At 40.7% G+C, this 24,849-nt stretch carries 21 protein-coding genes, 1 tRNA gene and 1 other annotated feature; of the genes, 2 read left to right on the plus strand and 20 right to left on the minus strand.

The window, feature by feature from the left end:
• Positions 1-4: 4 nt before the first annotated feature.
• The 7 genes from DXB39_RS03120 to galE form a co-directional block, all read right to left on the minus strand.
• Positions 5-322: a L7Ae/L30e/S12e/Gadd45 family ribosomal protein gene (locus DXB39_RS03120; RefSeq protein ID WP_022242579.1), complete on the minus strand. Its 318-nt coding sequence runs from the start codon at positions 320-322 to the stop codon at positions 5-7.
• Positions 309-587, minus strand: coding sequence for an RNase P modulator RnpM (gene rnpM, locus DXB39_RS03125; RefSeq protein ID WP_022242580.1), 279 nt, complete (start codon positions 585-587; stop codon positions 309-311). The genes DXB39_RS03120 and rnpM overlap by 14 nt, the downstream gene beginning before the upstream one ends.
• Complete coding sequence (gene nusA / locus DXB39_RS03130) at positions 574-1,734, minus strand: transcription termination factor NusA (protein WP_117840999.1); 1,161 nt, start codon at positions 1,732-1,734, stop codon at positions 574-576. Before nusA ends, rnpM begins: the two co-directional genes overlap by 14 nt.
• Positions 1,735-1,785: 51 nt before the next feature.
• A complete protein-coding gene (rimP, locus tag DXB39_RS03135) occupies positions 1,786-2,253 on the minus strand; it encodes a ribosome maturation factor RimP (RefSeq protein ID WP_022242582.1) in 468 nt (155 codons plus the stop codon).
• Positions 2,254-2,397: 144 nt separating this feature from the next.
• A complete protein-coding gene (gene pulA, locus DXB39_RS03140; protein ID WP_117840998.1) occupies positions 2,398-5,115 on the minus strand; it encodes a type I pullulanase in 2,718 nt (905 codons plus the stop codon).
• A 318-nt stretch (positions 5,116-5,433) separates the two neighbouring features.
• A tRNA-Glu gene (locus DXB39_RS03145) sits at positions 5,434-5,505 on the minus strand.
• An 84-nt stretch (positions 5,506-5,589) separates the two neighbouring features.
• Positions 5,590-6,606 carry a UDP-glucose 4-epimerase GalE gene (gene galE, locus DXB39_RS03150; RefSeq protein ID WP_022242586.1) on the minus strand — a complete coding sequence of 339 codons (1,017 nt, stop codon included), beginning with the start codon at positions 6,604-6,606 and terminating at the stop codon, positions 5,590-5,592.
• A 184-nt stretch (positions 6,607-6,790) separates the two neighbouring features.
• Between galE and DXB39_RS03155 the strand changes: the two genes are divergently transcribed.
• Positions 6,791-7,633 (plus strand): AraC family transcriptional regulator, encoded by an 843-nt coding sequence (locus DXB39_RS03155; protein WP_117840997.1) that lies wholly within the window; start codon positions 6,791-6,793, stop codon positions 7,631-7,633.
• On the opposite strand, the gene spoIVA is transcribed toward DXB39_RS03155, so the two are convergent.
• The 9 genes from spoIVA to DXB39_RS03200 all read right to left on the minus strand — a co-directional run bounded on the left by spoIVA (position 7,613) and on the right by DXB39_RS03200 (position 17,367).
• A complete protein-coding gene (spoIVA, locus tag DXB39_RS03160; protein WP_117840996.1) occupies positions 7,613-9,100 on the minus strand; it encodes a stage IV sporulation protein A in 1,488 nt (495 codons plus the stop codon). The genes DXB39_RS03155 and spoIVA overlap by 21 nt on opposite strands.
• Positions 9,101-9,152: 52 nt before the next feature.
• Entirely contained in the window at positions 9,153-10,082 is a 930-nt protein-coding gene (locus DXB39_RS03165; protein ID WP_117840995.1) for a diacylglycerol/lipid kinase family protein, read from the minus strand.
• A 1-nt stretch (position 10,083) separates the two neighbouring features.
• Positions 10,084-11,601 carry a 4-alpha-glucanotransferase gene (gene malQ / locus DXB39_RS03170; protein WP_117840994.1) on the minus strand — a complete coding sequence of 506 codons (1,518 nt, stop codon included), beginning with the start codon at positions 11,599-11,601 and terminating at the stop codon, positions 10,084-10,086.
• Between the two features lie 25 nt (positions 11,602-11,626).
• Entirely contained in the window at positions 11,627-12,637 is a 1,011-nt protein-coding gene (locus DXB39_RS03175; protein WP_117697153.1) for a LacI family DNA-binding transcriptional regulator, read from the minus strand.
• A gap of 54 nt (positions 12,638-12,691) precedes the next feature.
• A complete protein-coding gene (locus DXB39_RS03180) occupies positions 12,692-13,576 on the minus strand; it encodes a carbohydrate ABC transporter permease (protein ID WP_117840993.1) in 885 nt (294 codons plus the stop codon).
• On the minus strand, positions 13,576-14,418 hold the full coding sequence (locus tag DXB39_RS03185) for a carbohydrate ABC transporter permease (protein WP_117697151.1): 843 nt from the start codon (positions 14,416-14,418) through the stop codon (positions 13,576-13,578). The genes DXB39_RS03180 and DXB39_RS03185 overlap by 1 nt, the downstream gene beginning before the upstream one ends.
• Before the next feature lie 85 nt (positions 14,419-14,503).
• Complete coding sequence (locus DXB39_RS03190) at positions 14,504-15,898, minus strand: ABC transporter substrate-binding protein (protein ID WP_117840992.1); 1,395 nt, start codon at positions 15,896-15,898, stop codon at positions 14,504-14,506.
• Between the two features lie 230 nt (positions 15,899-16,128).
• Positions 16,129-16,539 (minus strand): C-GCAxxG-C-C family protein, encoded by a 411-nt coding sequence (locus DXB39_RS03195; protein ID WP_117840991.1) that lies wholly within the window; start codon positions 16,537-16,539, stop codon positions 16,129-16,131.
• 90 nt (positions 16,540-16,629) lie between these two features.
• A complete protein-coding gene (locus tag DXB39_RS03200; RefSeq protein ID WP_117697145.1) occupies positions 16,630-17,367 on the minus strand; it encodes a class II aldolase/adducin family protein in 738 nt (245 codons plus the stop codon).
• A gap of 228 nt (positions 17,368-17,595) precedes the next feature.
• On the opposite strand from DXB39_RS03200, the gene DXB39_RS03205 reads away from it, so the two are divergent.
• Complete coding sequence (locus DXB39_RS03205) at positions 17,596-18,870, plus strand: chloride channel protein (protein WP_117697143.1); 1,275 nt, start codon at positions 17,596-17,598, stop codon at positions 18,868-18,870.
• A gap of 171 nt (positions 18,871-19,041) precedes the next feature.
• Here the strand turns inward: DXB39_RS03205 and DXB39_RS03210 are convergent, their stop codons facing one another.
• The 4 genes from DXB39_RS03210 to DXB39_RS03225 form a co-directional block, all read right to left on the minus strand.
• Complete coding sequence (locus tag DXB39_RS03210; RefSeq protein ID WP_117840990.1) at positions 19,042-20,745, minus strand: proline--tRNA ligase; 1,704 nt, start codon at positions 20,743-20,745, stop codon at positions 19,042-19,044.
• 72 nt (positions 20,746-20,817) lie between these two features.
• Positions 20,818-21,045 (minus strand) — a binding site (T-box leader).
• Between the two features lie 38 nt (positions 21,046-21,083).
• A complete protein-coding gene (locus tag DXB39_RS03215; RefSeq protein ID WP_117840989.1) occupies positions 21,084-21,722 on the minus strand; it encodes a DUF4340 domain-containing protein in 639 nt (212 codons plus the stop codon).
• On the minus strand, positions 21,722-23,827 hold the full coding sequence (locus DXB39_RS03220; protein WP_117840988.1) for a Gldg family protein: 2,106 nt from the start codon (positions 23,825-23,827) through the stop codon (positions 21,722-21,724). Before DXB39_RS03220 ends, DXB39_RS03215 begins: the two co-directional genes overlap by 1 nt.
• Positions 23,827-24,768: an ABC transporter ATP-binding protein gene (locus DXB39_RS03225; protein WP_117840987.1), complete on the minus strand. Its 942-nt coding sequence runs from the start codon at positions 24,766-24,768 to the stop codon at positions 23,827-23,829. Before DXB39_RS03225 ends, DXB39_RS03220 begins: the two co-directional genes overlap by 1 nt.
• Positions 24,769-24,849 lie beyond the last annotated feature (81 nt).

Genomic DNA, 24,849 nt, shown 5'->3' on the forward strand with positions numbered 1-24,849 from the left:
TCCGTTATTCAGTTGTTAACAGTTTCAATTGCTTTATGACGGCTTTGGCAAGACCTTCGTTGGTAACTGCCAATGATGCCCGAAATTCTTTTCCAATATGATGTCCGAGACTCTCCTTATCAGCATAAGCATAAAATGGCACTTCATAAAAGCTGCACATATCACGGAAATGTTTCTTCGTATTATCTGAAGCATCTCCTGCGACAATGACCAGATGAGCCTTTCCTTCTTTTACCGCTTTCTCTGTTGAAAATTCTCCGCTTGCAACATTTCCTGCCTTGGCAGAAAGTCCAAGCATGGATAACACCTTATCTTGTTTCAATATTCTGCATCTCCTTTTGCAACTCCTCATATATTTCTTCCGGAATCGCCATTTTCAAAGATCTTTCCAAGCCCTTTGTCTTTTTTGCTGCCAAAAAGCAATCCATATTCGGACAGATATATGCGCCTCTTCCATTCTTCCTTCCAGTGGAGTCCACTACAAGTTCATCTTCCGGCGTATGAATAATCCGAATCAGTTCTTTCTTGCTTTTCATTTCCTGGCATCCTACACATTTCCGCATAGGAATCTTCTTATTCGTTGCCATCTATGAACTCACCATCTCCTGTGTTTTCTTCTTCATAACCTTCCTCATAACCCTCTTCATACTCCTCATCATAGTCCTCGTAATCATTTTCATAATCCATGAATTCACCGGACTCTCTTGCCTGTGTCTCACTCTTGATATCAATCTTGAATCCGGTCAGTCTTGCAGCAAGTCTTGCATTCTGTCCTTCTTTACCGATAGCAAGGGATAACTGATAATCCGGAACAACAACCTTTGCGCTCTTCTCTTCGCCATCTGCGATTACGGAAATAACTTTTGCTGGGCTTAATGCGTTCTCGATTAACATAGCAGGATTCTCATTCCAGTTAATGATATCAATTTTCTCACCGCGTAATTCACTTACGATAGCATTTACCCTGGCTCCGTTCATACCTACACATGCTCCTACCGGATCTACATCAGGGTCATTGGAGTAAACAGCAATCTTTGTTCTGCTTCCTGCTTCACGGGCAATACTCTTAATCTCTACAATACCATCCTTTACTTCAGTAACTTCTGCTTCAAACAGACGTTTTACTAATTCCGGATGTGTTCTTGAAACCATAATCTTTGGTCCCTTTGGTGTAGATTTTACTTCCAGAATATATACCTTGATACGTTCGGTCGGTTTGAATACTTCACCCTTTACCTGCTCATTTTCAGTAAGAATGGCATCTGCTTTACCAAGATTAATGGAAATATTTTTTCCAACATATCTCTGTACAATTCCGGTTACAACGTCTTTTTCCATGCTGTAATATTCGCTGTAAATTGCTTTTCTTTCTTCCTCACGAATCTTCTGTAAAATTACGTTCTTTGCATTCTGTGTTGCAATACGTCCAAATTCTTTGGATTTAACTTCTACATTTACCACATCACCAAGATTGTACTCAGAATCAATCATGCGTGCATTTGCAAGGCTGATTTCTGTTACATCATCTTCTACTTTTTCCACTACGGTCTTCTCAGCAAGCACATGGAACTCGCATGTTTCCGGGTCAATATTTACTTTAATATTATCTGCCTTTCCAAAATGGTTTTTGCATGCAGTCAGCAGAGAATTCTCAATTGCCTCAAGTAAAGTCTCTTTGCTGATATTTTTTTCCTGCTCCAGTATTGTCAATGCTTCCAACAACTCGTTATTCATTTCTTTATCCTCCTATATACTTATTTTCTAAGTTGTATGCTATGTTAATGATTAAAAATCGATGGCAAGACGGATTAATGCAATATCCTTCTTATCAAATACCTTCTGTCCATAAGATTCGTCTTCAATTGTTACGGTATTCTCATCATATGCACTTAAGACTCCACAAAATTCCTTTTCATGATCTATGGCACGATACAGACGTATCTCCACTTCTTTTCCCATAGAACGGACATAGTCCTTTTCTTTCTTCAACGGTCTGCCAAGTCCCGGCGAACTCACTTCAAAAATATAAGAGTCTTCCACATAATCTTCCCGATCCAGAATCTCATTCATTTCCCGTGCTACCATTTCACAGTCATTGACGGTAATTCCGCCTTCCTTATCAATGTAAGCCCGTAAGTACCAGTCGGAACCTTCCTTGACATATTCCACATCTACCAGTTCAAAATGATACTTATCAACGATTGGCTGAATGAAGCTTTCTGTCTTCTGTTCATAAATTTCTTTTCTGGACATGTAACCACCTTTCCATCTGCTTAAATTTTGTTCTAAACATGAATTGAGAGTGGACGCAACGCCCACTCTCAAAGCCTAAATCATCATGTACTGTATTATTATAGCACTATTTTCTTAAATTGCAAGATTTTATTTCCAAATTATCTACTTTCTGCCGGCTTTTCCTGCCTTTTTCTGTGACCAGACAGAACATGTTCCAATCACTACGGCAACCAGAATTGTAAATACATATGCCATCCATGCTGGTAATGTTCCTGCAGATACTACTGCTGTGCTGCCGTTTCCATCACCTTTTACTAAAATCAATGCAGAAACCGGAGCTACTTCTGCTGTTCCAGAAATTGTTTCAATCGTATCTGTTCCTGCTAAGGTATCATTAATGCATACATTCCAGTTTCCTTCCGGAAGAGTTACTTCTTTTTTCTCATTATTGGCATTGAAGATCACATACATTCCATCTGCTGTCTCTCCGTCAACATCACCAGTAATTGCAAACGCTACTACATTATCATCTAAATCTTCTACCGGAGTCACATGTGCTTTTACATCCTCTGCATTGTCAAGGCGAAGCACCGGATGTGCCTTACGGAATGCAATCAGTCCTTTATAATACTGGTAAACATTCTGATACTGTTCATCTTCCAGATTGCTCCATTTTAAGCTGTTTACTGAATCTGGTGAGGCATAGCTGTTTTCATCAAGACCACCATCTGCTTTCACTTTGCTTCTTAAGAATTCTTCTCCTGCCTGCATAAACGGAACACCCTCTGCCGTCATATAAATGGCTGCTGCAAGATTGTTCATGCGGATTCGCTCCTCCACGGAAGCTTCCGGAGTAGAACGGATAATACGATCCATCAGGGAAAGATTATCGTGACAGGATGCGTAGTTAATGGACTGGGAAGGTGTAGTACACCATTCAGGCGATAATCCCATAAAGCATTTTTGTAAGGTCTTCTCTTTGCCATTTGCTCCGGATACAAAACCTTTTTCTGTAGTTGAAAATGTATTTCCTTTTAACAAATCTCTTAACGTATCACTGAAAAAAGCCATTTCCGGTACTTCCGTGGAATTGGTCTGTGTTGTCATGGAATATCCTTCTTTGGTAAGGCTTGTCTGCATCGACCATCCTTCTCCGTAGAAAATAACATCTGGGTGGTCTTTGTGCACTTCCTCGATAACCTCGTTCATGGTTTCCGTATCCAAAAGTCCTACCAGGTCAAAACGGAAGCCATCAATATGATATTCATCTGCCCAGTATTTTACTGAGTCCACAATATATTTCTTCACCATGGAACGCTCGGATGCGGTGTCATTTCCACAGCCGGAACCATTAGAATAAGTCCCATTATCATTTACTCTCGAGAAATACTCCGGCACAATTACGTTAAAACAGAATTCTCCTGCATTGTATACATGATTGTAAACCACGTCCATAACGACACTGATATCATTATCATGTAACGTCTTTACCATTTCTTTAGCTTCTTTCACCCGGACTTCTCCATGATATGGATCCGTGGAATAAGAGCCTTCCGGTACGTTGTAGTTGACCGGATCATATCCCCAGTTAAATTGCGGTGTATCCAGCTTTGTTTCATCTACGGAACCATAATCATAAAACGGAAGTAAATGTAAATGTGTGATTCCCAAATCCTTGATATGGTCAAGTCCGGTCGGAACACCATTTTCAGTTGTGGTTCCGGTCTCTGTCAGTCCTAAATATTTTCCAACGTTTTCAATTCCGGAACTGGAACCTGAAGAGACGTCACGGATATGCATTTCATAAATAACAGCATCATTAATACCCTCTCCGGCATGTGGATTACTGTCACTGTCCCACCCTTCTGGATTGGTGGATTCCAAATCAATTATCATGGCACGTTTTCCGTTGACACCTGTGGTTCTTGCATATGGGTCATTGGCTTCTTTTTCCTCACCATTAATGGTAACGGTATAAGTATAATAGGTACCATTTAAATCTCCATCCTTTGATGCCACCCAGGTTCCGTTTATATCTGCAGTCATTGGAATGGATTCGATTAAATCATCGGTTCCTTCTGTTCCTGATTCATAGAGATTTACAGAAACAGCCTGTGCGGTTGGTGCCCAGAGACGGAACGCTGTGCTGTCTTTTGTCCAGGTTGCACCAAGGTCATCTCCGTCATAAGTATATTCTTCTTCAAATTCTTTGGTGGAATATACGCTCGGCATCACTACTTTATATTCAGTTCCTTCGTATGTAATCTGATAGCTCTTATAAGCATCTAATGGTTCTTCCACAACTACCTGATATACGAAATCATCATCTTGTGTTACTTCTTTGATAGTAACCGCCACACCATCGGCACTCTTAATGGAAAATGCCTGCATCAGATCCCCTTCAACTGCTCCGGTCATCTGAACGGTTACTGCGCCTTCCCCATCATATTTGGCTCCGGATAATTTAGTTCCGGTTACAGCATCATCACCATATTCTTTGGTATATCCTTTCACACCGGACTCCACATAAATATCCACAGTGCCGGATACCATCTCAGAAATATCAATGAACTGGTCTTCATCAACATCCTTGGTCCAGTCTGCTGTACGCACAATAAATCCCACAGAGGTTGTACCCGGTGTTACTTCCATGGTTGCCACATGGTCACCATCTTCCTCTGCCAGTTCATAAGCTGCACCATCCGCACCTTCTCCCCACATCCAGACATCCCATCCATCGTAATTGTCGTCTGCTCTGTGGTAATGCAGCTTAATCAAAAGTTCGTCAGCCTTTACCATTGCCGCATCTGAGACTACTGAAAAAACAGTCATCATGATAAGCAGCAATGCCATCCCCAATGCTTTTCCTCTTCTCTTCATGTCACCCTCCATCATACATTTGTTAGATTTGCTTATTTTTTCCTTGTTTATTACCGGAAACATAGTAAATTATAACATAATATATGCTGATTTGGAAGAGATATTTTCGTAAATTTTAGTTAATTATTGCAATTCGAATTTTTACGCAAAATAGTATAAACACACTTTGCGAGTTTCTCGAGTTATCGCAGTGCTTGCCAAATATGCATGCAAGCATGCGATTTTTCTCGCTACTCGCGTAAATAAAAAATGCTGTAAAACCATTATCTGGCTTTCAGCATCTTCTATGGGTTGGGTTATTAAATTATTAATAGTGAGCAGTTCATAGGGGAATCGAACCCCTGTTTCCGCCGTGAGAGGGCGGCGTCTTAACCGCTTGACCAATGAACCGGACAAGTGATACTATAACACGACGCCCTCTAAATTGCAAGCACTTTTTTTAATTTTTTTGTAATTTTTTTCTTCAGCTTCTTTCTAGTCCTCATATCCATTCGGATTATTCTTCTGCCATCTCCAGGAATCGGCACACATTTCACGAATGCCAAACTCTGCTTTCCAGCCAAGCTCCCGCTCTGCCTTTGAAGGGTCGCAATAACAGGTCGCAATGTCGCCGGCACGACGTGGCTTAATGGAATAAGGAATCTTTACGCCTGTTGCTTCTTCAAAATTCTTTACAATATCAAGTACACTATAACCATGTCCGGTACCAAGATTGTAAATACTTAATCCGGCATTTTCCTCAATCTTCTTTAATGCCTTTACATGTCCCTTTGCCAGGTCTACTACATGAATGTAGTCTCTTACCCCGGTTCCGTCCGGTGTATCATAATCATTTCCAAATACGCCAAGCTCTTTTAACTTTCCAACTGCCACCTGGGTAATATATGGCATCAGATTGTTCGGAATTCCATTCGGGTTTTCTCCCATAGTTCCGCTCTGATGTGCTCCGATTGGGTTAAAATATCTTAATAAGATAACATTCCATTCCGGATCAGCTTTCTGCATATCCATAAGAATCTGCTCTAACATGGATTTCGTCCAGCCATATGGATTGGTACACTGTCCCTTCGGGCATTCCTCTGTGATTGGAATCTGTGCCGGATCACCATATACGGTCGCGGAGGAAGAAAAGATAATATTCTTGCAGCCGTGCTGGCGCATCACATCTACTAATGTCAATGTTCCTGCAATGTTGTTATTATAATATTCCCATGGCTTTACCACAGATTCTCCAACTGCTTTTAATCCTGCAAAATGAATGCAGCAGTCAATCTTCTCTTTTTCCATGATTTCATTTAAGATATCACGGTCTAATATATCTCCACGGTAAAATGTAACTTCTTTTCCAGTAAGCGCTTTTACACGCTCCAATGATTTTTCGCTGGCATTGGATAAATTATCCAGCACTACTACGTCATAGCCTGCCTGCTGTAATTCCACGCAGGTATGACTTCCGATATAACCTGCTCCACCTGTAACTAAAATAGACATATTCTCCACTCCTTTGTACTAAAATATGTATTTTCGTGTTCCTTACAAATAAGAGTATACCTTATATTCCTGTATTTGAACAGTATCTATTGTATAAACAATATGTATTTTTGTTGCATCTGCAAAGGACAGCCTCTATAATATATCTATAATCTATCTGCAAATTCCAGAAGGGAGGCATACGATGGACCCAAAATATAAGAATTCTTATAAAGTAAATAAAAAAGAACTGGTTTCCCTTTCCGTCTATAATGTCGGTTTCCAGAAATGTGAACCTCTTTACCAGTGGGGACCGGGAATCCGTGACCATTATCTGATTCATCACATTCTATCCGGCAAAGGATATTATTCTGTTGGTGGTAAAGTTTATGCCCTTTCCACCGGAGATACCTTCCTTGTCTACCCTCAGACCGAAATCACCTATTATGCAGACGAAAAAGACCCGTGGGAATATGCCTGGGTAGGCTTTAATGGCAGTGACGCTGCCATTATTTTGAATGCCACAGATTTTTCCAGGGAGTTTCCACTGATTCACCAGACGCCGCTTTCCGAATCCATCCGGGAACACCTTCTCGGTATCTATGAAGCCTGCGGAAATGATTTCATGGATTCTGTAGAAATGACCGGACGGCTCTATCAGACGCTGGCTCTTTTTATGAAACATGCCAGCAATAATGAACAGTATAACAGTTCCAGCAACTATGTCCAGAAAGGAATTGCCTATATTTCCGCCAACTATTCCTACCCGATTCATGTAGAAGATATTGCTGATTATGTAGGCGTAAGCCGGAGCCATCTGTACCGCTCTTTTGAAACCATACTGGGTCAGTCGCCGAAAAATTATCTGACCCAGTTTCGTTTAAAACAGGCATGCTATCTCTTAGAACACTCCAGCCTATCCATTACTGCTGTAGCTAATTCCGTAGGCTTTGACAATGGGCTGCATTTTTCCAAGACGTTCCATAAGCTGAAAGGAATATCGCCCCGGGATTACCGGCTTGCATCCTTAAATAATAATACAGACTAATCCGCCATTATTATCATTTACAACCTTCTGCATGGTATCCTGCAGTTTCATCTGGCTTTCATCATCCATCATGCCAATCTTGCTGCGGATACCGTCTTCCATCAGTTCTCCAATGGATTTTCCAAAAATGCTGGTTCCCCAGACTCCATCTTCTGTGCTCTGTCCCTCTTTGATATAATGAATCAAGTCGTTTGCCTGCTCTTCACTTCCTACAATCGGTGCAATCTCCGTTTCAATATTTGCCCGGATCATATGAACAGACGGTGCTACTGCCTTGATTTTTACACCAAACTTATTGCCATGTTTAATCAGCACCGGATCATCCATTTTAATATCTGAAAGCTTCGGACTCACCACTCCATATCCTTTCATTTCTACCGATTGTACCGCATCCGCTACCTTCTCATATTCCTTACGTTTCTCAGAAAGCTCTTTTATCATGGAAATAAGCTGGTATTCCCCGGTCACTTCTGTTCCGGTCAGTTCACTGATATTTTCATAATAATACTGATCTGCAATATCCAGCCGGATATCTGCTGTGCCATTTTCCAGATTCACCGCCTGCATCATCATATTGGAAATGTAATCTCCCTCCGGAGCCATCTTGTAATCCATCAAATCTTTAATCAGAGTTACTTCCGACAGCATTTTTCCAGCATTTGCAACCACATTTTCTTTGATTGGATGACTCATTTCCAACATTTCTACCCATTTCGGAAGAAAGAAATTCATCTTCACCACCGGGAATTCATAGAGGATACCCTTCAGCACTGCATAGACATCTTCTTTTCGAAGCTGCTCACAATTCAGTGGAAATACACTGACTTCATATTTTTCTTCTAATTCTTTTGCCAGTTGTGCCGTTTCCTCGCTGTATGGTTTTACGGAATTCAGTACCATAACAAAGGGTTTTCCGATTCTCTGCAGCTCTTTTATGGTTTCTTCCTCACCTTTCACATAATTCTCCCGCGGGATATCTGTGAAACTGCCATCTGCAGTTACTACAATTCCAATGGTTGCATGGTCATTAATAACCTTTCTGGTCCCGACCTCTGCTGCCTTTGTAAAAGGAATTTCCTCTTCAAACCAAGGCGTCTTTACCATTCGCTCCACACCATTTTCCAGATGTCCGGTGGCACCCTCTACCATATAACCCACACAGTCAATCAGCCTCACTTTTACTTCGGCATCTTCGCCAAGCCGGATTTTTGCAGCATCTTTTGGAATAAACTTCGGCTCTGTTGTCATAATGGTTTTCCCCTGGGCCGCCTGTGGCATTTCATCCACCGCACGCTGGCGGCTGTTTTCATCCTCCATAAACGGAAGTACCATCAGCTCCATGAAACGTTTGATAAAAGATGACTTTCCGGTCCGCACAGCTCCAATCACACCTATGTAAATTTCCCCATTTGTCCTTGCACTGATATCTTTATACATATCATAAGTGCCTGTATTAAAATTTTCCATATAAATTCCTCCTGCCTATACTGTTATATGTATATGCAGGAGGAAGTCACCTTTATAACAAAATATTCAGTTTTCCAGAAAGACATCTAAACTCTGCGTGCGTCACATCCCCGCAATATTCTCCGTCAGCATGCAATACCATTGGTTTTTCCAAATCCACGCTGAATTTTCTGCAGTTATGGATATCAAAGCACTTAAATCCTGTATGTTTTCCCTTTACCAGAAATGGCAGCAGAAAAAAGGTACGCCACCTTGCCACTCCATAGCCACAGCAGACCGAAAATTCTCCGTCCGTAGCCACTGCATCCGGAGCCATCGGCACTCCGCCGCCTTCACAATACTGATTCATTCCAGCAATAAAAATCATCCGGGAAATCGGCTCTTCCACTTCATCATCAAATACTATCTTCGCCTCTGCTGTCGGCATGGTAAACAGGGATTTTATCGTAAGACAGACGTAGGTTAATGAACCAAGTCCCAGTTTATTTAATGCTTTCTTTAATCCGGAATGCAGTGCCTGTTTACATACATCCGCATCCAGTCCAAGACCGGAACTAATTGCAAAAATCTTCTGTTCCTTCTGTCCTTCTTCCACCCAGCTGACACAACCTAAGTCAATCGGCGTTGTCTCTTCCGCCTGAAGTATCCGCTCTAAATTTTCTGTAGGTGTTCCATTGATTTTCATACCTCTTGCGAAATCATTCCCGGAGCCGGTCGGTATGTAGCCAAACCGGATTTTTTCAAAATCATGCATCCCGTTCAGTACTTCATTTAACGTACCATCACCACCGACCACAATAAGATACACTTTTTCTCTATCAATATCACATACACGGTCTGCAAGCTTCTTCGCATGGCCCTCATACTCTGTAAAATGTGCTTTATACCTTATTTCATGCTCCAGAAGGTAATTCTGCAGTTCCTCCCAGACCCGTTTGGACCTGCCGCCTCCCGAGGTATTGTTTACTATAAAATGATACATTTTATTCTGCTGTTTCTAAAGCTTCCAGCTCTTCTTTTGTTTTTCTCTTTCTACAGTAGATTTCCATATTTTTGCAGACTTTCTTTGCAAGTGCCGAAGTAATCTGTCCATCTACTGCACGCCATTTCCAGTTCATGCCAAGTGTAGATGGTGTATTCATACGTCCTTCACTGCCAATTCCAAGAATATCCTGCATCGGAACAATAGCCATATCACCAACACAGCCCCATACTGCTTTCATGGTGCCCCAGTTATATCCTTCTTCTTTGTTTAATCTTAAATATTCTTTGGCATATTTAACGCTTTCCTTTGGAGCCGTCTTGAACCATCCCATAATGGTATCATTATCATGAGTTCCAGTATAAACAACACAATTCTTTTGATATGTATGTGGAAGGTAATCACTCTCTTCTCTGCTGTCAAAAGCAAACTGGATTAACTTCATTCCAGGGAAACCGGTATCCTTTAACAACTGTTTTACGGACGGTGTTAAATAACCCAGATCTTCTACAATAATATTTAATCTGCCAAGTTTCTTTTCCAGAGCATTGAACAGGTCCATACCAGGACCTTCTCTCCACTCTCCATTTCTTGCTGTCTTATCCTTTGCAGGAATTGCGTAATATGAATCAAAACCTCTGAAGTGGTCAATACGAACAACATCATACAATTCAGACATTGCTTTGATACGTTTTGTCCACCAGGTATAACCATCCTTCTTCATAGCATCCCAACGGAATAACGGGTTACCCCATAACTGTCCATCATCAGAGAATGCATCTGGAGGACATCCGGATACATCAATCGGATCCAGGTTCTCATCTAAATAGAACTGTCCCGGATTTGCCCATACATCTGCGCTGTCACCAGCAACATAAATAGGTACATCACCGATAATCTGAATGCCTTTTTCATTAGCATATGCTTTCAGCTCTGTCCACTGTTTGAAGAACAGATACTGCAGCATTTTCCAGAATTCAACATCATCTGCAAATTCTTCTTTCGCATTTTCAATTGCTGATGGTTTGCGGAGTTTTAAATCTTTCTTCCATTCAAACCATGCAACCCCGCCATTTGCATCCTTCAATGCCATAAACAGTGCATAGTCCTCTAACCAGTCACTGTTTTTCTCACAAAAGTCCGCAAAATCATCCGGTAATGCTTTTTTAAAGCGCTGATATGCTTTTTTCAATAAAGGAAAACGGTTTTCATAAAGTGTTCCATACTCTACAAATTCCGGATTTTCTCCCCATTCATAGCTTAAACATTCCTTTTTTGTCAGTAACTTATCCTTACAAAGATAATCTAAGTCAATAAAATATGGATTCCCCGCAAAGCTTGAAAATGACTGATACGGAGAATCTCCATAACTGGTTGGGCATATCGGTAATATCTGCCAGTAAGTCTGTCCTGCTTTATCCAAAAAGTCTACAAATTTTCTGGCTTCCTTTCCCATTGTACCAATTCCGTATGGTGACGGAAGTGAAGATATATGCATTAATATCCCACTTGTTCTCATAATTAAATTCCTCCTGCAAACTAGATTATTTTCCTATCTCACGAACACTTTCCCCCAGTGCAAGTTCAAAAGGTATTATCTCATGTACTGCCTTGGTTTTCAAGTCAATTGTACGAAATAGTATTTCAAGACTGCGTTGTGCCATCGTCTGGTACCGCTGTCTTATAGTGGTCAGCTTTGGATTATAGTAATCCGCCATTGGTATTCCGTCAAACCCCACAACGGAAATATCATCCGGTACCAACAGACCTCTGTCTCGTATCGCACGAATTGCTCCAATTGCCATGACATCACTCATCGCAAATATAGCAGTCACATCCTTTGCCTTCTCCAAAAGTTTTTCCGTAGCCCGATATGCACTTCCAAAGTCAAATCTTGCTTTCACAAAATATTTATCGTAATCAAATATTCTTCCCTTTTCACCAAAGCATTTCTCGCACCCGATATAACGCTGTTCACTGACATAAGAGGAACTTAAATTTCCTCCAATTACCCCAATATGAACATGCCCCTGATTCACCAGATAATTCATGGCACATTTCGCTGCTTCCACATCATCTGTTGCTACACTGGACAGGTTCGGAAAGCCAAGATCTTTTCCTGCTGTAGACACTAATACCGATGGAACTTTTACTTCATGAAACTTTTCCCTGAAAAATGCAGGATTACCTCCGAGGAATAAAATCCCCAGAGGTTTTCTTTCACGACACTGAATAATTGCCTGTTCTACTTCATTTTCTTCTTCATCCAGATATATCATATTCAATGTATAACTGGTCTTATTTACAATCGTCTGAATTTCTTCTGCTATCCCTGAAAAAACCATATTTGACGTACCTTTTACCAGTACGCAGATGGTTTTAGAGGCAATCTGTTTCAAATGTTTGGCATTTCCATTTGGAACAAAATTGTGTTCTGCAACAATCCGCCGAATCTTCTTTTCTGCTTCCGGACTCACATCATCCCTGTTATTCAGAACCCTCGACACAGTACTTACTGAATATCCGGATTCTTTTGCAATATCTTTTATTGTCATGTTTTGTCCTGCCTTTACACTATATCTATAGCGAAATACTTATTATATAAATGCTTAACCTTTTACAGCTCCTGCAACAACGCCTTCGATAATATATTTCTGGCAGATTCCATAGAAAATGATAATTGGAAGAATTGCCAGTACCAGCATAGCCATCATTGCACCCCAGTCGATAGAGCCATATCCACCTTTCAAATACTGAATTGCAATCGGAATCGTTTTCCATTTTCTGATATCGAGTACCAGATATGGAAGAAGGTAGTCATTCCAAATCCACATTACCTGAAGAATTGCAACTGTAATTGCCGTAGGCTTTAAAATCGGGAATACAACCTGGAAATATGTCTGAATCGGGCTGCATCCATCAATCATTGCTGCTTCTTCGATTTCAAGCGGGATACTCTTTACAAAGCCGGTAAACATGAATACCGCAAGTCCTGCTCCAAATCCAAGATATACTAAAATGATTCCAACCGGATTTCCAAGATGTAACATATTGGACAGCTTGGATAATGTAAACATTACCATCTGGAAAGGTACAATCATGGAAAACAGGCAAAGGCAATATAAACCTTTTGAAAACTTATCATTCACGCGGATGATATACCATGCACACATAGATGTGCAGAGAATAATTACTGCAACAGAACATACTGTGATAAATAATGATGTTCCAAACGCATTAAAGAAGTTAATCTTGCGGATACCTTCTGCATAGTTGGTTAATCCAACAAATGCCTTCTGTACTCCGGCAACAAATCTGTCCCATCCGTCAGTCATTTTAAACGGTCCTAACTGGAACGGGAATCGGTTAATATATGCCTTTAATTTAAAGGAGTTCATAAATACGATTACAATTGGAAGTACCCACAGTACACTTAAAATAGTAAATATAATGGTAAAAATCCAGCCATGTTTTGCTTTTCTTACATTACTCATTACTGCTGCACCTCCTTACGTCTGGTCAGATAGTTCTGTCCAAGTGCAATTATTGCTACCAGAATAAAGAATACAACTGCTTTTGCCTGACCAACGCCTTCCCATCCGTTTCTACCATAGAAAGTATCATAGATGTTCAATGCTAAAAGCTGTGATCTCTTTGCAGGTTCACCTGCTGTCAATGCTAAGTTCTGGTCGAATAATTTAAATCCGTTGGTCAGTGTTAAAAATGTACATACGGTAATAGATGGCATTACCATCGGTAAGGTTACATTTTTAAGTACCTGCCAGGAAGTTGCCCCGTCGATTTCTGCAGCTTCAATCAAATCTCCAGGAATATTCTGGATACCTGCGATATAGATAATCATCATATAACCTATCTGCTGCCAGCACATCAGGATAATCATACCCCAGAAACCATATTTTTCATTATATACCAATGTTCTGCTGTAATTTGCGAGAATACCATTGAAAATCAACTGCCAGATATATCCTAATACAATACCACCAATCAGGTTCGGCATGAAGAAAATGGTACGGAACGCATTTGTTCCTCTAATACCCTTTGTTAAAAGCATCGCAATTACGAATGCAAAAAAGTTAATGGCAAGCACAGAAACAATTGTAAAGAGTGCTGTATACCATAATGAGTGAACAAATGTCTCATCTCCAAAGATTTTGGTATAGTTAGATAGTCCTACAAACTTTGCATCCGTAACAGTTGTGAATTTACAAAAAGAAAGATAGATACCCATAGCAAAAGGAATTATAAAACCAATTGTAAATGCAACTAACGTTGGAAGTGCAAAAAGAGGAAAATATTTTTTAATTGATTTGTTCATAATATTTTTCCTTTCCCTTTATAAAGGGCAGGCGATATCCGCCCGCCCTTTTTTCACATATTGTTTTAATTATATGCGATAAGTCTTACTCGTTTGCTGCTGCGTACTCAGAAGCCCAGCCATCAACGAATGCAGTTACAACATCATCCCAGGAACCTGTTCCAGCAGCATAAGCTGTTAATGCAGAACCTACGCCATCTTTCCAAGCCTCAGAAGGCATTGTTGTAAAGCACCAAGCTACAGAAGTCTTACCATCTGCAATGTACTGGTTAGCTGCATCCATGAATGCATTGCTTGCCTGATATCCATCATCAAATGAATCAAATGGTGTTGTGAAGCCCATCTGGTTAGCAACAACGTCACGTCCTGTGTCACTTGTAATAACCCAGTTCAAGAAATCTTCTGTTGCTTTGATGTTTTCTTCAGAAGCATTAGCATTAATACACCAGTAGTTCTCAGATCCTGTACAAAGTCCCTGATTCTCTTCTCCATCAACTCCGATGTAGATAGGCATCATTCCAAGGTCATCATCTGTTAATACACCAGCATTGATAATATCATTGTATGCCCATGTACCATTCTGATAGAATACAGCTTCGCCTAAGCCAAATTCAGCTGTTGCATCATCACCAGTCTTGCTTGCTAACATAGAGCCTTCGCAAGTAGAATCTGTTGTGTATAAATCCCAGATCTGTTTGTAGTTATCAAGGTAAGTTCCTTTGATAGCATCTGTAGATCCGATTCCATCTGCTTTGTATTCATAGTAGATTGGAAGGTTTGCTAAATGGGTTTTGAATCTCCAGTCAGAAGATGAATCCATACCAGCTGAAGTAAATGCACCCTTAAGGTCATATTCAGGACCAGCTGCTTCACTTACTTCTGCAAGTCTTGACTGAATATCATCTGCTACTTCTTTTAATTTTGCAAAGCTGTTGATTTCATCGATAGAAGTAACTTTAGCTCCGTCCATTCCGCAATATGCGTTTAATACGGTTTTGTTGTAAATAAGACCATAAGTCTCAAGTACATATGCGATACCTTTTACTTCGTCTCCATCTTTCAGTACAAAGTCATCACTCTTAACATGTGAATAAACATCTGTTCCTGATAAGTCTGCGCAGTAATCTTTCCATGTTGCAAGACCAACCGGTCCGTTTACCTGGAAAAGTGTAGGTGCATCAGATTTAGCCATCTCAGACTTTAAAGTCTCTTCATATGTACCAGATGCTGCTGTAACAACTTCAACTGGGACACCAGTCTCATCTGTGTAAGCTTTTGCAAGATCCTGCCACTGCTGATCCTGTTCTGGTTTGAAGTTCAAGTAGTAAACAGAACCACTTGCTGCTTCTTTGCTGTCATCTGTCTTCTCTGTTCCTGCTGCATTATTGTCAGCTGCTTTCTTGTCGTCGCTTCCACATCCAGCAACCATAGCTGCTGTCATAGATACAACTAACATAAGAGATACTAATTTTCTTTTCATAGTACATCCTCCTAAAATATAATATGCTGTCCTTCCTGAAAACCTCTTCCCCAATCTGTATACCGACTTGTCTGGAACCTAGTTGGTTACGTTCTCGGTAACGTTTTCAGTGGATGTATATAATATAACCCCATTACTCAAAAATAGCAATGGGGTTTTCAACATTTTGTACACTTATATAATTTTGACATTCTGTTTTTGTGCACTTTTACCATAAAATTGTGTTTTTTCTATGAAAACAAGTGCTCTGCTATACGGACTGCATCTTCAATACAGCCATCGCAGCTCCGCAAAACCTTTCCGGTTTCAATTCCTTTCAATTCTTTACAGATATGAGAGCCGTTTTTTTCATCAAATGCTGCTGTCAGTCCCTTTACTGTCTGATATGTTCTGCCTTTGGTCATGCCCTTTTCAATTGCTCCCGAGCTTCCCAGTGCTCCTGCAATCATATACATGCCGGTTACTGCTCCACAGGTTCCCTGCATATCTGCCATTCCTGCGCCGAATCCTTCGGACAGACGGAATAAAGTTTCCTCGTCAATTCCAAGCTTATCACTGTAACTGCATAATACTGCCTGTGCACAGTTATAACCACTGTGATGTTTTTCTTCTGCTAATTTTACTCTTTCTTCTATTGTCATCTTCTAATCTCCTTTTTCTGTTTCCTGCTATTCTCTGTAATAACTTTTTCTTGCTTATAAAATGCTGCCTTCTGCCAAACGTTTTCTTTTCTATCCATCTGGTAAAAGATTTTTCCTGCGGATACACTCACGGCAGCTTTCAAATAATAATTTCTTACTGCCACAGACTGTTTCCGGATTCTTCATTCCTGCCTTTTCCCGCATCAGACATAATTTGTGTACCGTATCTGCATCCAGCTCCCGGTCCATTTCCATCATTTTACTCTGGTAAAGAAGTCTTGCATATAATTCTACCGACTCCATCCGGTAATAAGCTTCCGTCAGGTCCTTTCCATAAGTCAGTGCCCCATGATGCGCTAAGAGCAACGCATCAAAATAGTCAAGATATGGTGCAATGGCATCCGGTATTTCCTGCGTAGACGGCAGCCCATATTCTGCTACCGGCACACAGCCAAGACTTACAATGGATTCTGATATGATTGCACGATTTAATGCCTGACCGCCAATCGCAAAGGTTGTGGCATATGGCGGATGCGCATGTACAACTGCTCTTACATCCGGACGTTTTTCATATACTTTCAAATGCATCTTCATTTCAGAAGACGGGCGGAACCCATCCTGACAGGATAAGACTTCTCCCTGCAGATTTATCTTACATAAACATTCTTCCGTCATATATCCTTTAGATATTCCGGTTGGCGTACACAAAATTTCATTCTCTGATATACGCACAGAAAGATTACCATCATTGGCAGCCACCATTCCACTCTGATAAATTCTTTTTCCAATCTCTATCATCTGCCGGCGTATCCTGATTTCTGATTCCATCTTTCTTCCTCCATTGCCTGTAATTTCCAGATTTTATAGAAAGCCTTCACTTATTATAGTCACCCCGGTTATTTTTTGCAAATAAAATTCTCTTCATTTATCTCTTCATTCATCTTGTAAATTTATTTCCAGAATGCTACTATTTCTTATAGAATATATATTTTTCAAAAAATACAAACAATTTCTGCTTATAATATTTACTTTATATAAAAAAGGAGTTACTACATCATGAACGAACCAGTTACCAAAGAACTTGTGATACATAAAATCAAACACAATCTGCGTCGTCTGCGTACCGCCATAAAATGGATTATTTTTTCTATTCTGTCCGGTCTTCTCATCGGTATGGTGGGAATTGCCTTTTACTTTGGCATGACATGGGTCACCGATACAAGAACTGCTTATCCATGGCTCATCTTCTTTCTTCCGCTGGGTGGAATCGTGATTGTACTGCTCTATCATCTTCTCCATGATGAAAAGGATACTGGAACCAACCTGGTGCTTTCCGCCATCCACTCTGGGGATGAAATTCCACTGCGTATGGCTCCGCTTATTTTTATCTCCACCTTAATCACACACCTCTTTGGTGGTTCTGCCGGCCGGGAAGGTGCAGCACTTCAGCTTGGCGGAAGCATCGGAAATTCTCTCGGAAGACTTTTCCGTTTTGATGAAAAAGATAAACATATTATGATTATGTGCGGCATGAGTGCTGCTTTTTCCGCCTTATTCGGAACACCGATGGCTGCCGCTATTTTTCCGCTGGAAGTAGTCAGTGTCGGCATCATGCACTATTCTGCATTAGTGCCATGCGTTATCTCTGCTTTAGTAGCACATGGTCTGGCATTACACTTTCAGATTGCGCCGCCGTCCTTTGCTATTTCAGACATTCCGGAATTCGGAATTTCTTCTGCAGTTACCGTAACGATTCTTGCCGTTTTATGTGCATTGGTCAGTATCCTGTTCTGTATTTCCTTACATTACAGTGAAACCATTTACCGTAAATTTATCAAAAATCCTTACCTTCGTGCTGCGGCAGGCGGCTGCATCATTATTCTCCTCACCCTTCTGGCAGGTAATCAGGATTACAACGGAACCGGCGTTAATATTATTTCCAAATGCTTTGACGGCACAGTGGCACCGGAAGCTTTTCTTTTAAAAATTATTTTTACTGCCCTGACTCTTGGTGCCGGCTTCAAAGGTGGCGAAATTGTTCCTACTTTCTTTATCGGTGCAAGCTTCGGCTGTCTCTTTGGAACGTTGACCGGTTTCTCCCCAACCTTATGTGCCGCCATCGGTATGGCCGCCATTTTCTGTGGTGTCACCAACAGCCCGATTACTTCTTTGCTGATCAGCTTTGAAATGTTCGGCTTTGCTGCAATGCCGTTCCTGCTTCTTGCGATTGCATTCAGTTATATGCTCTCCGGCTATTACGGACTGTACCGCAGCCAGAAGATTATGTATTCAAAATTTAAGACAAGCTATATTAATAAACAGACGCACTAACTACGAGAAACACGCTTTGCGAGTTTCTCGAGTTATCGCGGTGCTTGCCAAATCTGCATGCAGGCATGCGATTTTTCTCGCTATTCGCACAAAAAGAACTTCTGCTGATTGTTTTCCAACCGGCAGGAGTTCTTCTCATATCATTCACAATATGCTATTTTTAATCTCTTCTTATAAGTACTTCTGAATCTCTTCAAATACGTTTTCTACCGGAACCTGTTCCTTTAAAGTCTTATCACGGGATGTCACTTCAATGATTCCCTGCTTCATATTTCTTGGGCTTACGATAACACGAAGCGGAATTCCAAGAAGGTCTGCATCGGCAAACATAACGCCGGCACTTACGGTACGGTCATCATAGATAACTTCAATACCGGCATTCTGCATTTTCTCATATAAATCATCAGCAAAAGCCTTTACTTCTTCATTGTCCGGTCTTACTGCACAAAGGTGGACCTGCCATGGAGCAATTTCCTTTGGCCAGATTGGACCATACTCATCATGATGGGCTTCACATACAGCAGCAGCAAGTCTTCCGACACCGATTCCATAGCAGCCCATGATTGGAGTCTGTCTCTCACCATCTTTATCTACATAAGTCATCTTCATGGACTTGGTATATTTGGTTCCGAGCTGGAAGATATTTCCCACTTCAATACCTTTAGAAATACGGACGGTCTTCTTACCACATTTCGGGCAGATTCCGCCTTCGTATACCTTAGCAAAATCATGATATTCTGCGTCTTTTACATCACGCTCCATATCAAGTCCTTTGAAGTGGTATTCCTCTTCATTTGCTCCGCAGGATAAGTTATTTCTTCCTTCCAGAGACTTATCATATAAAACCACATGAGGTGCATTGATATGTAAGCCAACTGGTCCGATATAGCCTGCATTTAATCCGCATTCTTCTGTAATAACAGCAGCATGAATCTGATCACCAAGATAATTAACAAGCTTGGTCTCATTGATTTCCAGATCGCCACGGATAAATACAACCACATAGCTGTCATCTGAATTTTTCTGATAAACAACTGCTTTACAGGAGTTGTTTGTCTTATCGCCAAAGAATTCACAGATATCTTCAATAGTATGGATATTTGGTGTATGAACCTTTTCCAGTTCTGCTGATTCTGCGGCTCTTGGAATATCAGAAATATTTTCTGCAGCTTCCATATTTGCTTTGTATCCACAATCATCACAAAGTACAATGGAATCTTCTCCAATCGGAGTAAGAAGCATGAACTCATGGGAAAGGCTTCCGCCCATCATACCGGAATCAGATGCAACGGATACCACTTCCGGAATACCGGCTCTTTCAAAAATACGCTCATATGCCTTGTGTACTCTCTGATAATACTGCTCCAAATCTTCCTGGCTGGTATGGAAGGAATATGCATCCTTCATGGTAAACTCTCTTACACGGATTAATCCGGCACGAGGTCTTGCTTCATCACGGAATTTGGTCTGAATCTGATAAATCATAAAAGGATATTTGGTATAGCTCTGTGCATACTCACGAACCAGCTGTACGGCTGCTTCTTCGTGGGTCATGCCAAGTACCATCCTGGCACCGTTTCTGTCTGTGAAACGAAGCAGCTCGTCTCCGATGCTTTCATATCTTCCGGATTCTTCCCAGATAGATGCAGGCATAACAACCGGGAACTGAACTTCCTGTCCGTCTACCTTGTCCATCTCTTCACGAAGAATCTGCTCAATCTTACGTGTAATTCTCTTTAATGGCAGGAATGAAGAATAGATACCATTTGCCACATATTTGATGTATCCACCTTTTACCATAAGTGCATGACTGTCAATCACACAATCTGCCGGTCTCTCTTTAAACCGGTCACCAACTAATTTTTCCAGTTTCATTTTCTTATCTCCTTTTTCTATTCTTGCAACTCATCTGCTTAAAGCAATATAAAAGCCCTAAGCTATGATTTAGCTTAGGGCGAATGTTTCATCCGTGGTACCACCTAAATTCAGGACTGCTCCTGCACTCCGGCACATCTTCTTATGCCTTCTCTCTGTAACGGGAGAACCCGACATACCTTCACTTCTGCTTGGATATGCAGCTCCAAGACTGGTTCATCATCTTCCGTCAAAAACTCTCACCTGCCGTTTTCTCTCTGAAGGCTTCCAATGATTACTATTTCTCTTCCACACTTTCTCATATATTTTACCAACGGATATTTTACTTGTCAATCCTTTTATTCCGCAATTTCGGTTGTGCTTTCCGTATCCCCGTCTTGTAGAGTATCAGCTTCTTCTGTCTCTTCCGGCTGTTCAGTCGCCGATTCCTCAGTACTCTCCGTTACTGTAAGATCCGCGATTCCTTTCTGATAAGTGGTATATACTGCACTTCCTGCCAGATAAATACTATTAGACTGATCCGTCTTTACATAATACTGGCTCAGCATGTCATTTTTATTTCCAATCAGAAGTGTTGTTGTTCCATCCCCTGTCGTCAGGGTAATGGTATTTGACGGCGTTTCAAGCCCATACTCTGATAAGTCCTCATAATCCTTGATTTCCTGCTCTGCCGTAAGCTGTGCTGCGGTGGTAACCAATGTTTCCACGGCATCCTGGTCTAATGCAATGCTTTTATCTGCCTCATAATACCATGTATCATCTTCTTTTACAAAAGACAGTGTCTCATTATTATATTGATAAGAAAATGCATTTACATCTTCTGTGTTAACATCTGTCACCGTTACTTTTGAAGATTCTTCCTCTTCCTGTTTTTTCTGTTCCTGGCTCTTATTCCACTTCGTCAGGCCAACCCATGCCACAATGCAGATAAGAAGCAGGATGCATAAAGCAATCAACTGTTTTTTCTGTTTCTTCATTACTTCTTTCTCCTTCTCATCCAGATTACGATACCGATTGCAAGAAGCAATAACGGAATTACTGCAATGCCGATTACAGCTGATGCAATGACAACCGAAGCCGGTACGGTCAGGGTACTGCTGTCATATTCTTTGACCGGAATCACAACTGCTGAACCGCTGTCTTCCGGAATATAGTTTGCAATGGATTTTGAAAATACGGATAAATTATTTCCGGATACCATACTGTCTGCATCATCCGTAAACATACTCATGGAAGAATATACAAGAATATCTGCGCTTGTATCATCCATGGTTTTTTCCGCCTTTAATCCTACCGTAAACGGTCCTGCAATATCATCCTCCGTCTGCTCTAAGGAACTTGTAGCATCTGTCTTACTGTACGCTGCATCCGAAGTGGTAAGTAAAGGTGTATAGGTTACATTTTCGGTATCGGTATTATAGGTAAGACCTACTGCATACGGTGTAAATACATAGCCATCCACACCGGAAGTCAGTGCACCGCTTTCTACATTTGGCAAAAGATAATATGGTGCCTGATAATAAGAACCGGTATTGCTCTCCATCACCATTCCATCTACTGCAGTAATGCCAAACTCATTTAAAACCGAATAAAAATTACTCATATCAGCATCTGTATAAGATAGCGTTACAAAAAGTTTTCCACCTTTATTGATATAATCAATTACTTTTGACGCATCATCGGATGAAAAATCAGAGGTCGGTCCATTGATAATAAGTGCCTGTGCATCTTCCGGAATGCTGTCTGCCTGCATCAGGTTGAGGCTGTTTAAAGTGACATTTGCTTTCTCAATAGCATCTTTAAAATCACCACTCAATGCTGTCTCACCATGTCCCTGTAGTTCGTACATAACCGGCATTTCATCCGATGTGACATAGGAAATGGCACTGGTAAGCTGTCCCTCTCCATCATAACCTGTAGTCTGGCTGCTATAAGTACTGTAATCTATACTGGTCTCATAAATATTGCTGTAATTAATTACTTTGGAACGTTTGCTGCTTTCTACAATCAGACTCTTTCTGGTGATAGAGGTATCATCCGTATAATCCCGGTAAAAATTCGGATAAACGGATGGGTCTTTATATTCTACTGAAATATGGGAAGATTCGCCTTCATAACGCTTTAATGTCGTTGCAAGGGTATCATCCATATTTCCTTCCGCTTCCAGAACATAAATTGTGACATCCTCATCCAGATTATGAAGAATCTCTTTTGTATCATCAGAAATGGAATACATCTTCTGGGCTGTCAAATCAATAGACGTAATGGAAGATGGCAATGCATTTGCTACAAGGTTTACTGCAACTGTAACAACGATTCCGATTACAACCATGGCTGAACTGAATACGCCAAGCTTTAATTTCTTACTGCTCATGCTCCAGCGGCGCTTCTGTATGGACTGTACTGTCAGGAATAAAAACAGGATAATCATGGATAAATAATATACAATGCCGGATACATCAAGAATTCCCTGCATCAGCATATCCATGTGTTTTGTCAAATCATAACAGCCTAAAATCTTTGTAATCATATTTCCATTCTGTGAAATCAGATTGGTAATTCCGGTCATCAGATATCCCACAAAGAGAAATACAAAGGTTAATACTGCAGAAATTACAATACTTTCTGTCAGTGAAGATACAAAGGTTCCAATGGCAATACAGGTCATACCATATAACCAGAAACCCAGTACTCCCACATAGCTCTTTGCAAAAGCAACGTTTCCATATGCTGACATAATTAACGGTGCCAGACACATAACCGCTACACTGATGGTAAATACGGTTCCGGTGGCGAGATATTTTGCCAGAACCACTTTTTCTACTGATACCGGCGAAGTTAAAATCAGCTGGTCTGTCTTATTCTTCCGCTCCTCTGCCAGGGTACGCATCGTAAGAATCGGCACAGTAACCAGAAACAGAAACGTTACTGCTGATAAAGTACTGCTGATATCTGTCGAACCATAATACATATTGTATACATAAAAATAAAGGCCAAACAGTGCCAGTGTTGCTGCAATAAAAAGCCATCCTGTCACCGTCTGAAAATAAGATTTTAATTCTCTTTTCCATATTGCACGCATTATTCTTCCTCCTTTGAAGTAAGTTCAAGAAAGATATCTTCCAGTGATTTACCACCATTTATCATTTCCAAAATCGGCATATCACTTTCTGCGCAAATATGAAAAATCTCTTCTCTGACATCTTTATTTTTTTCTGCCGTTACAGTCACCTCAGTAACTCCATCCTCCGGCAGTTCTTTCGTCTCTACTGCAGTAATATGTTCTGCATCTGCAAAAACTTCTTTTACTTTTTCTTCTTCAGCTTTTAATTTAAGCTCGATTACCTGTCCACCGGACATCCGCTCTACCAGTTCTTCTGTTTCTTCCGATGCAACTAATTTTCCATGGGAAATAATAAATATGTAATCACATACTGCCCGGACTTCCGAAAGGATATGGGAACTTAAAATTACAGTATGCTTCTTGCCAAGACTCTGAATCAAATCACGGATTTCAATAATCTGTTTCGGGTCTAAGCCTACTGTAGGCTCATCTAAGATAATAACTTCCGGATAACCTAAAATTGCCTGTGCCAGTCCGACTCTCTGCCGGTATCCTTTGGACAGATTTTTAATCAGTCTGCCTTTCATATCAGTAATCTTTGTGGTTGCCATGGCATCTTCTACATATGGTTTCCGGTTCTCCTTTGGAATCTTCTTAAGTTCTGCTGCAAACAAAAGATATTCTTCTACCGTCATATCCATGTATAAAGGTGGCAGCTCTGGCAAATAGCCAATACATTTCTTTGCTTCCTCCGGCTGTGCCAAAATATCAAATCCATTGATTTTAATGGTTCCCTCTGTTGCCCCCAGATATCCGGTAATCATGTTCATTGTAGTTGATTTGCCTGCGCCATTCGGTCCTAAGAAGCCATAAATTCTTCCCGGCTCAATAGTAAGATTCAAATCATCTACCGCTACATGCGTCCCGTATTTTTTCGTCAAATGACTAATCTCTATCACGCCTCTTCCTCCTTATAACATCTTACCTCAGAAAGTTTATGAGAAAGTTGTGTTAAAAAGACGATGTTTTTGTGATAAAAA

The organism is Roseburia sp. OM03-7AC (assembly GCF_003462625.1).
GTDB classification, from domain to species: Bacteria; Bacillota; Clostridia; order Lachnospirales; family Lachnospiraceae; genus Roseburia_C; species Roseburia_C amylophila.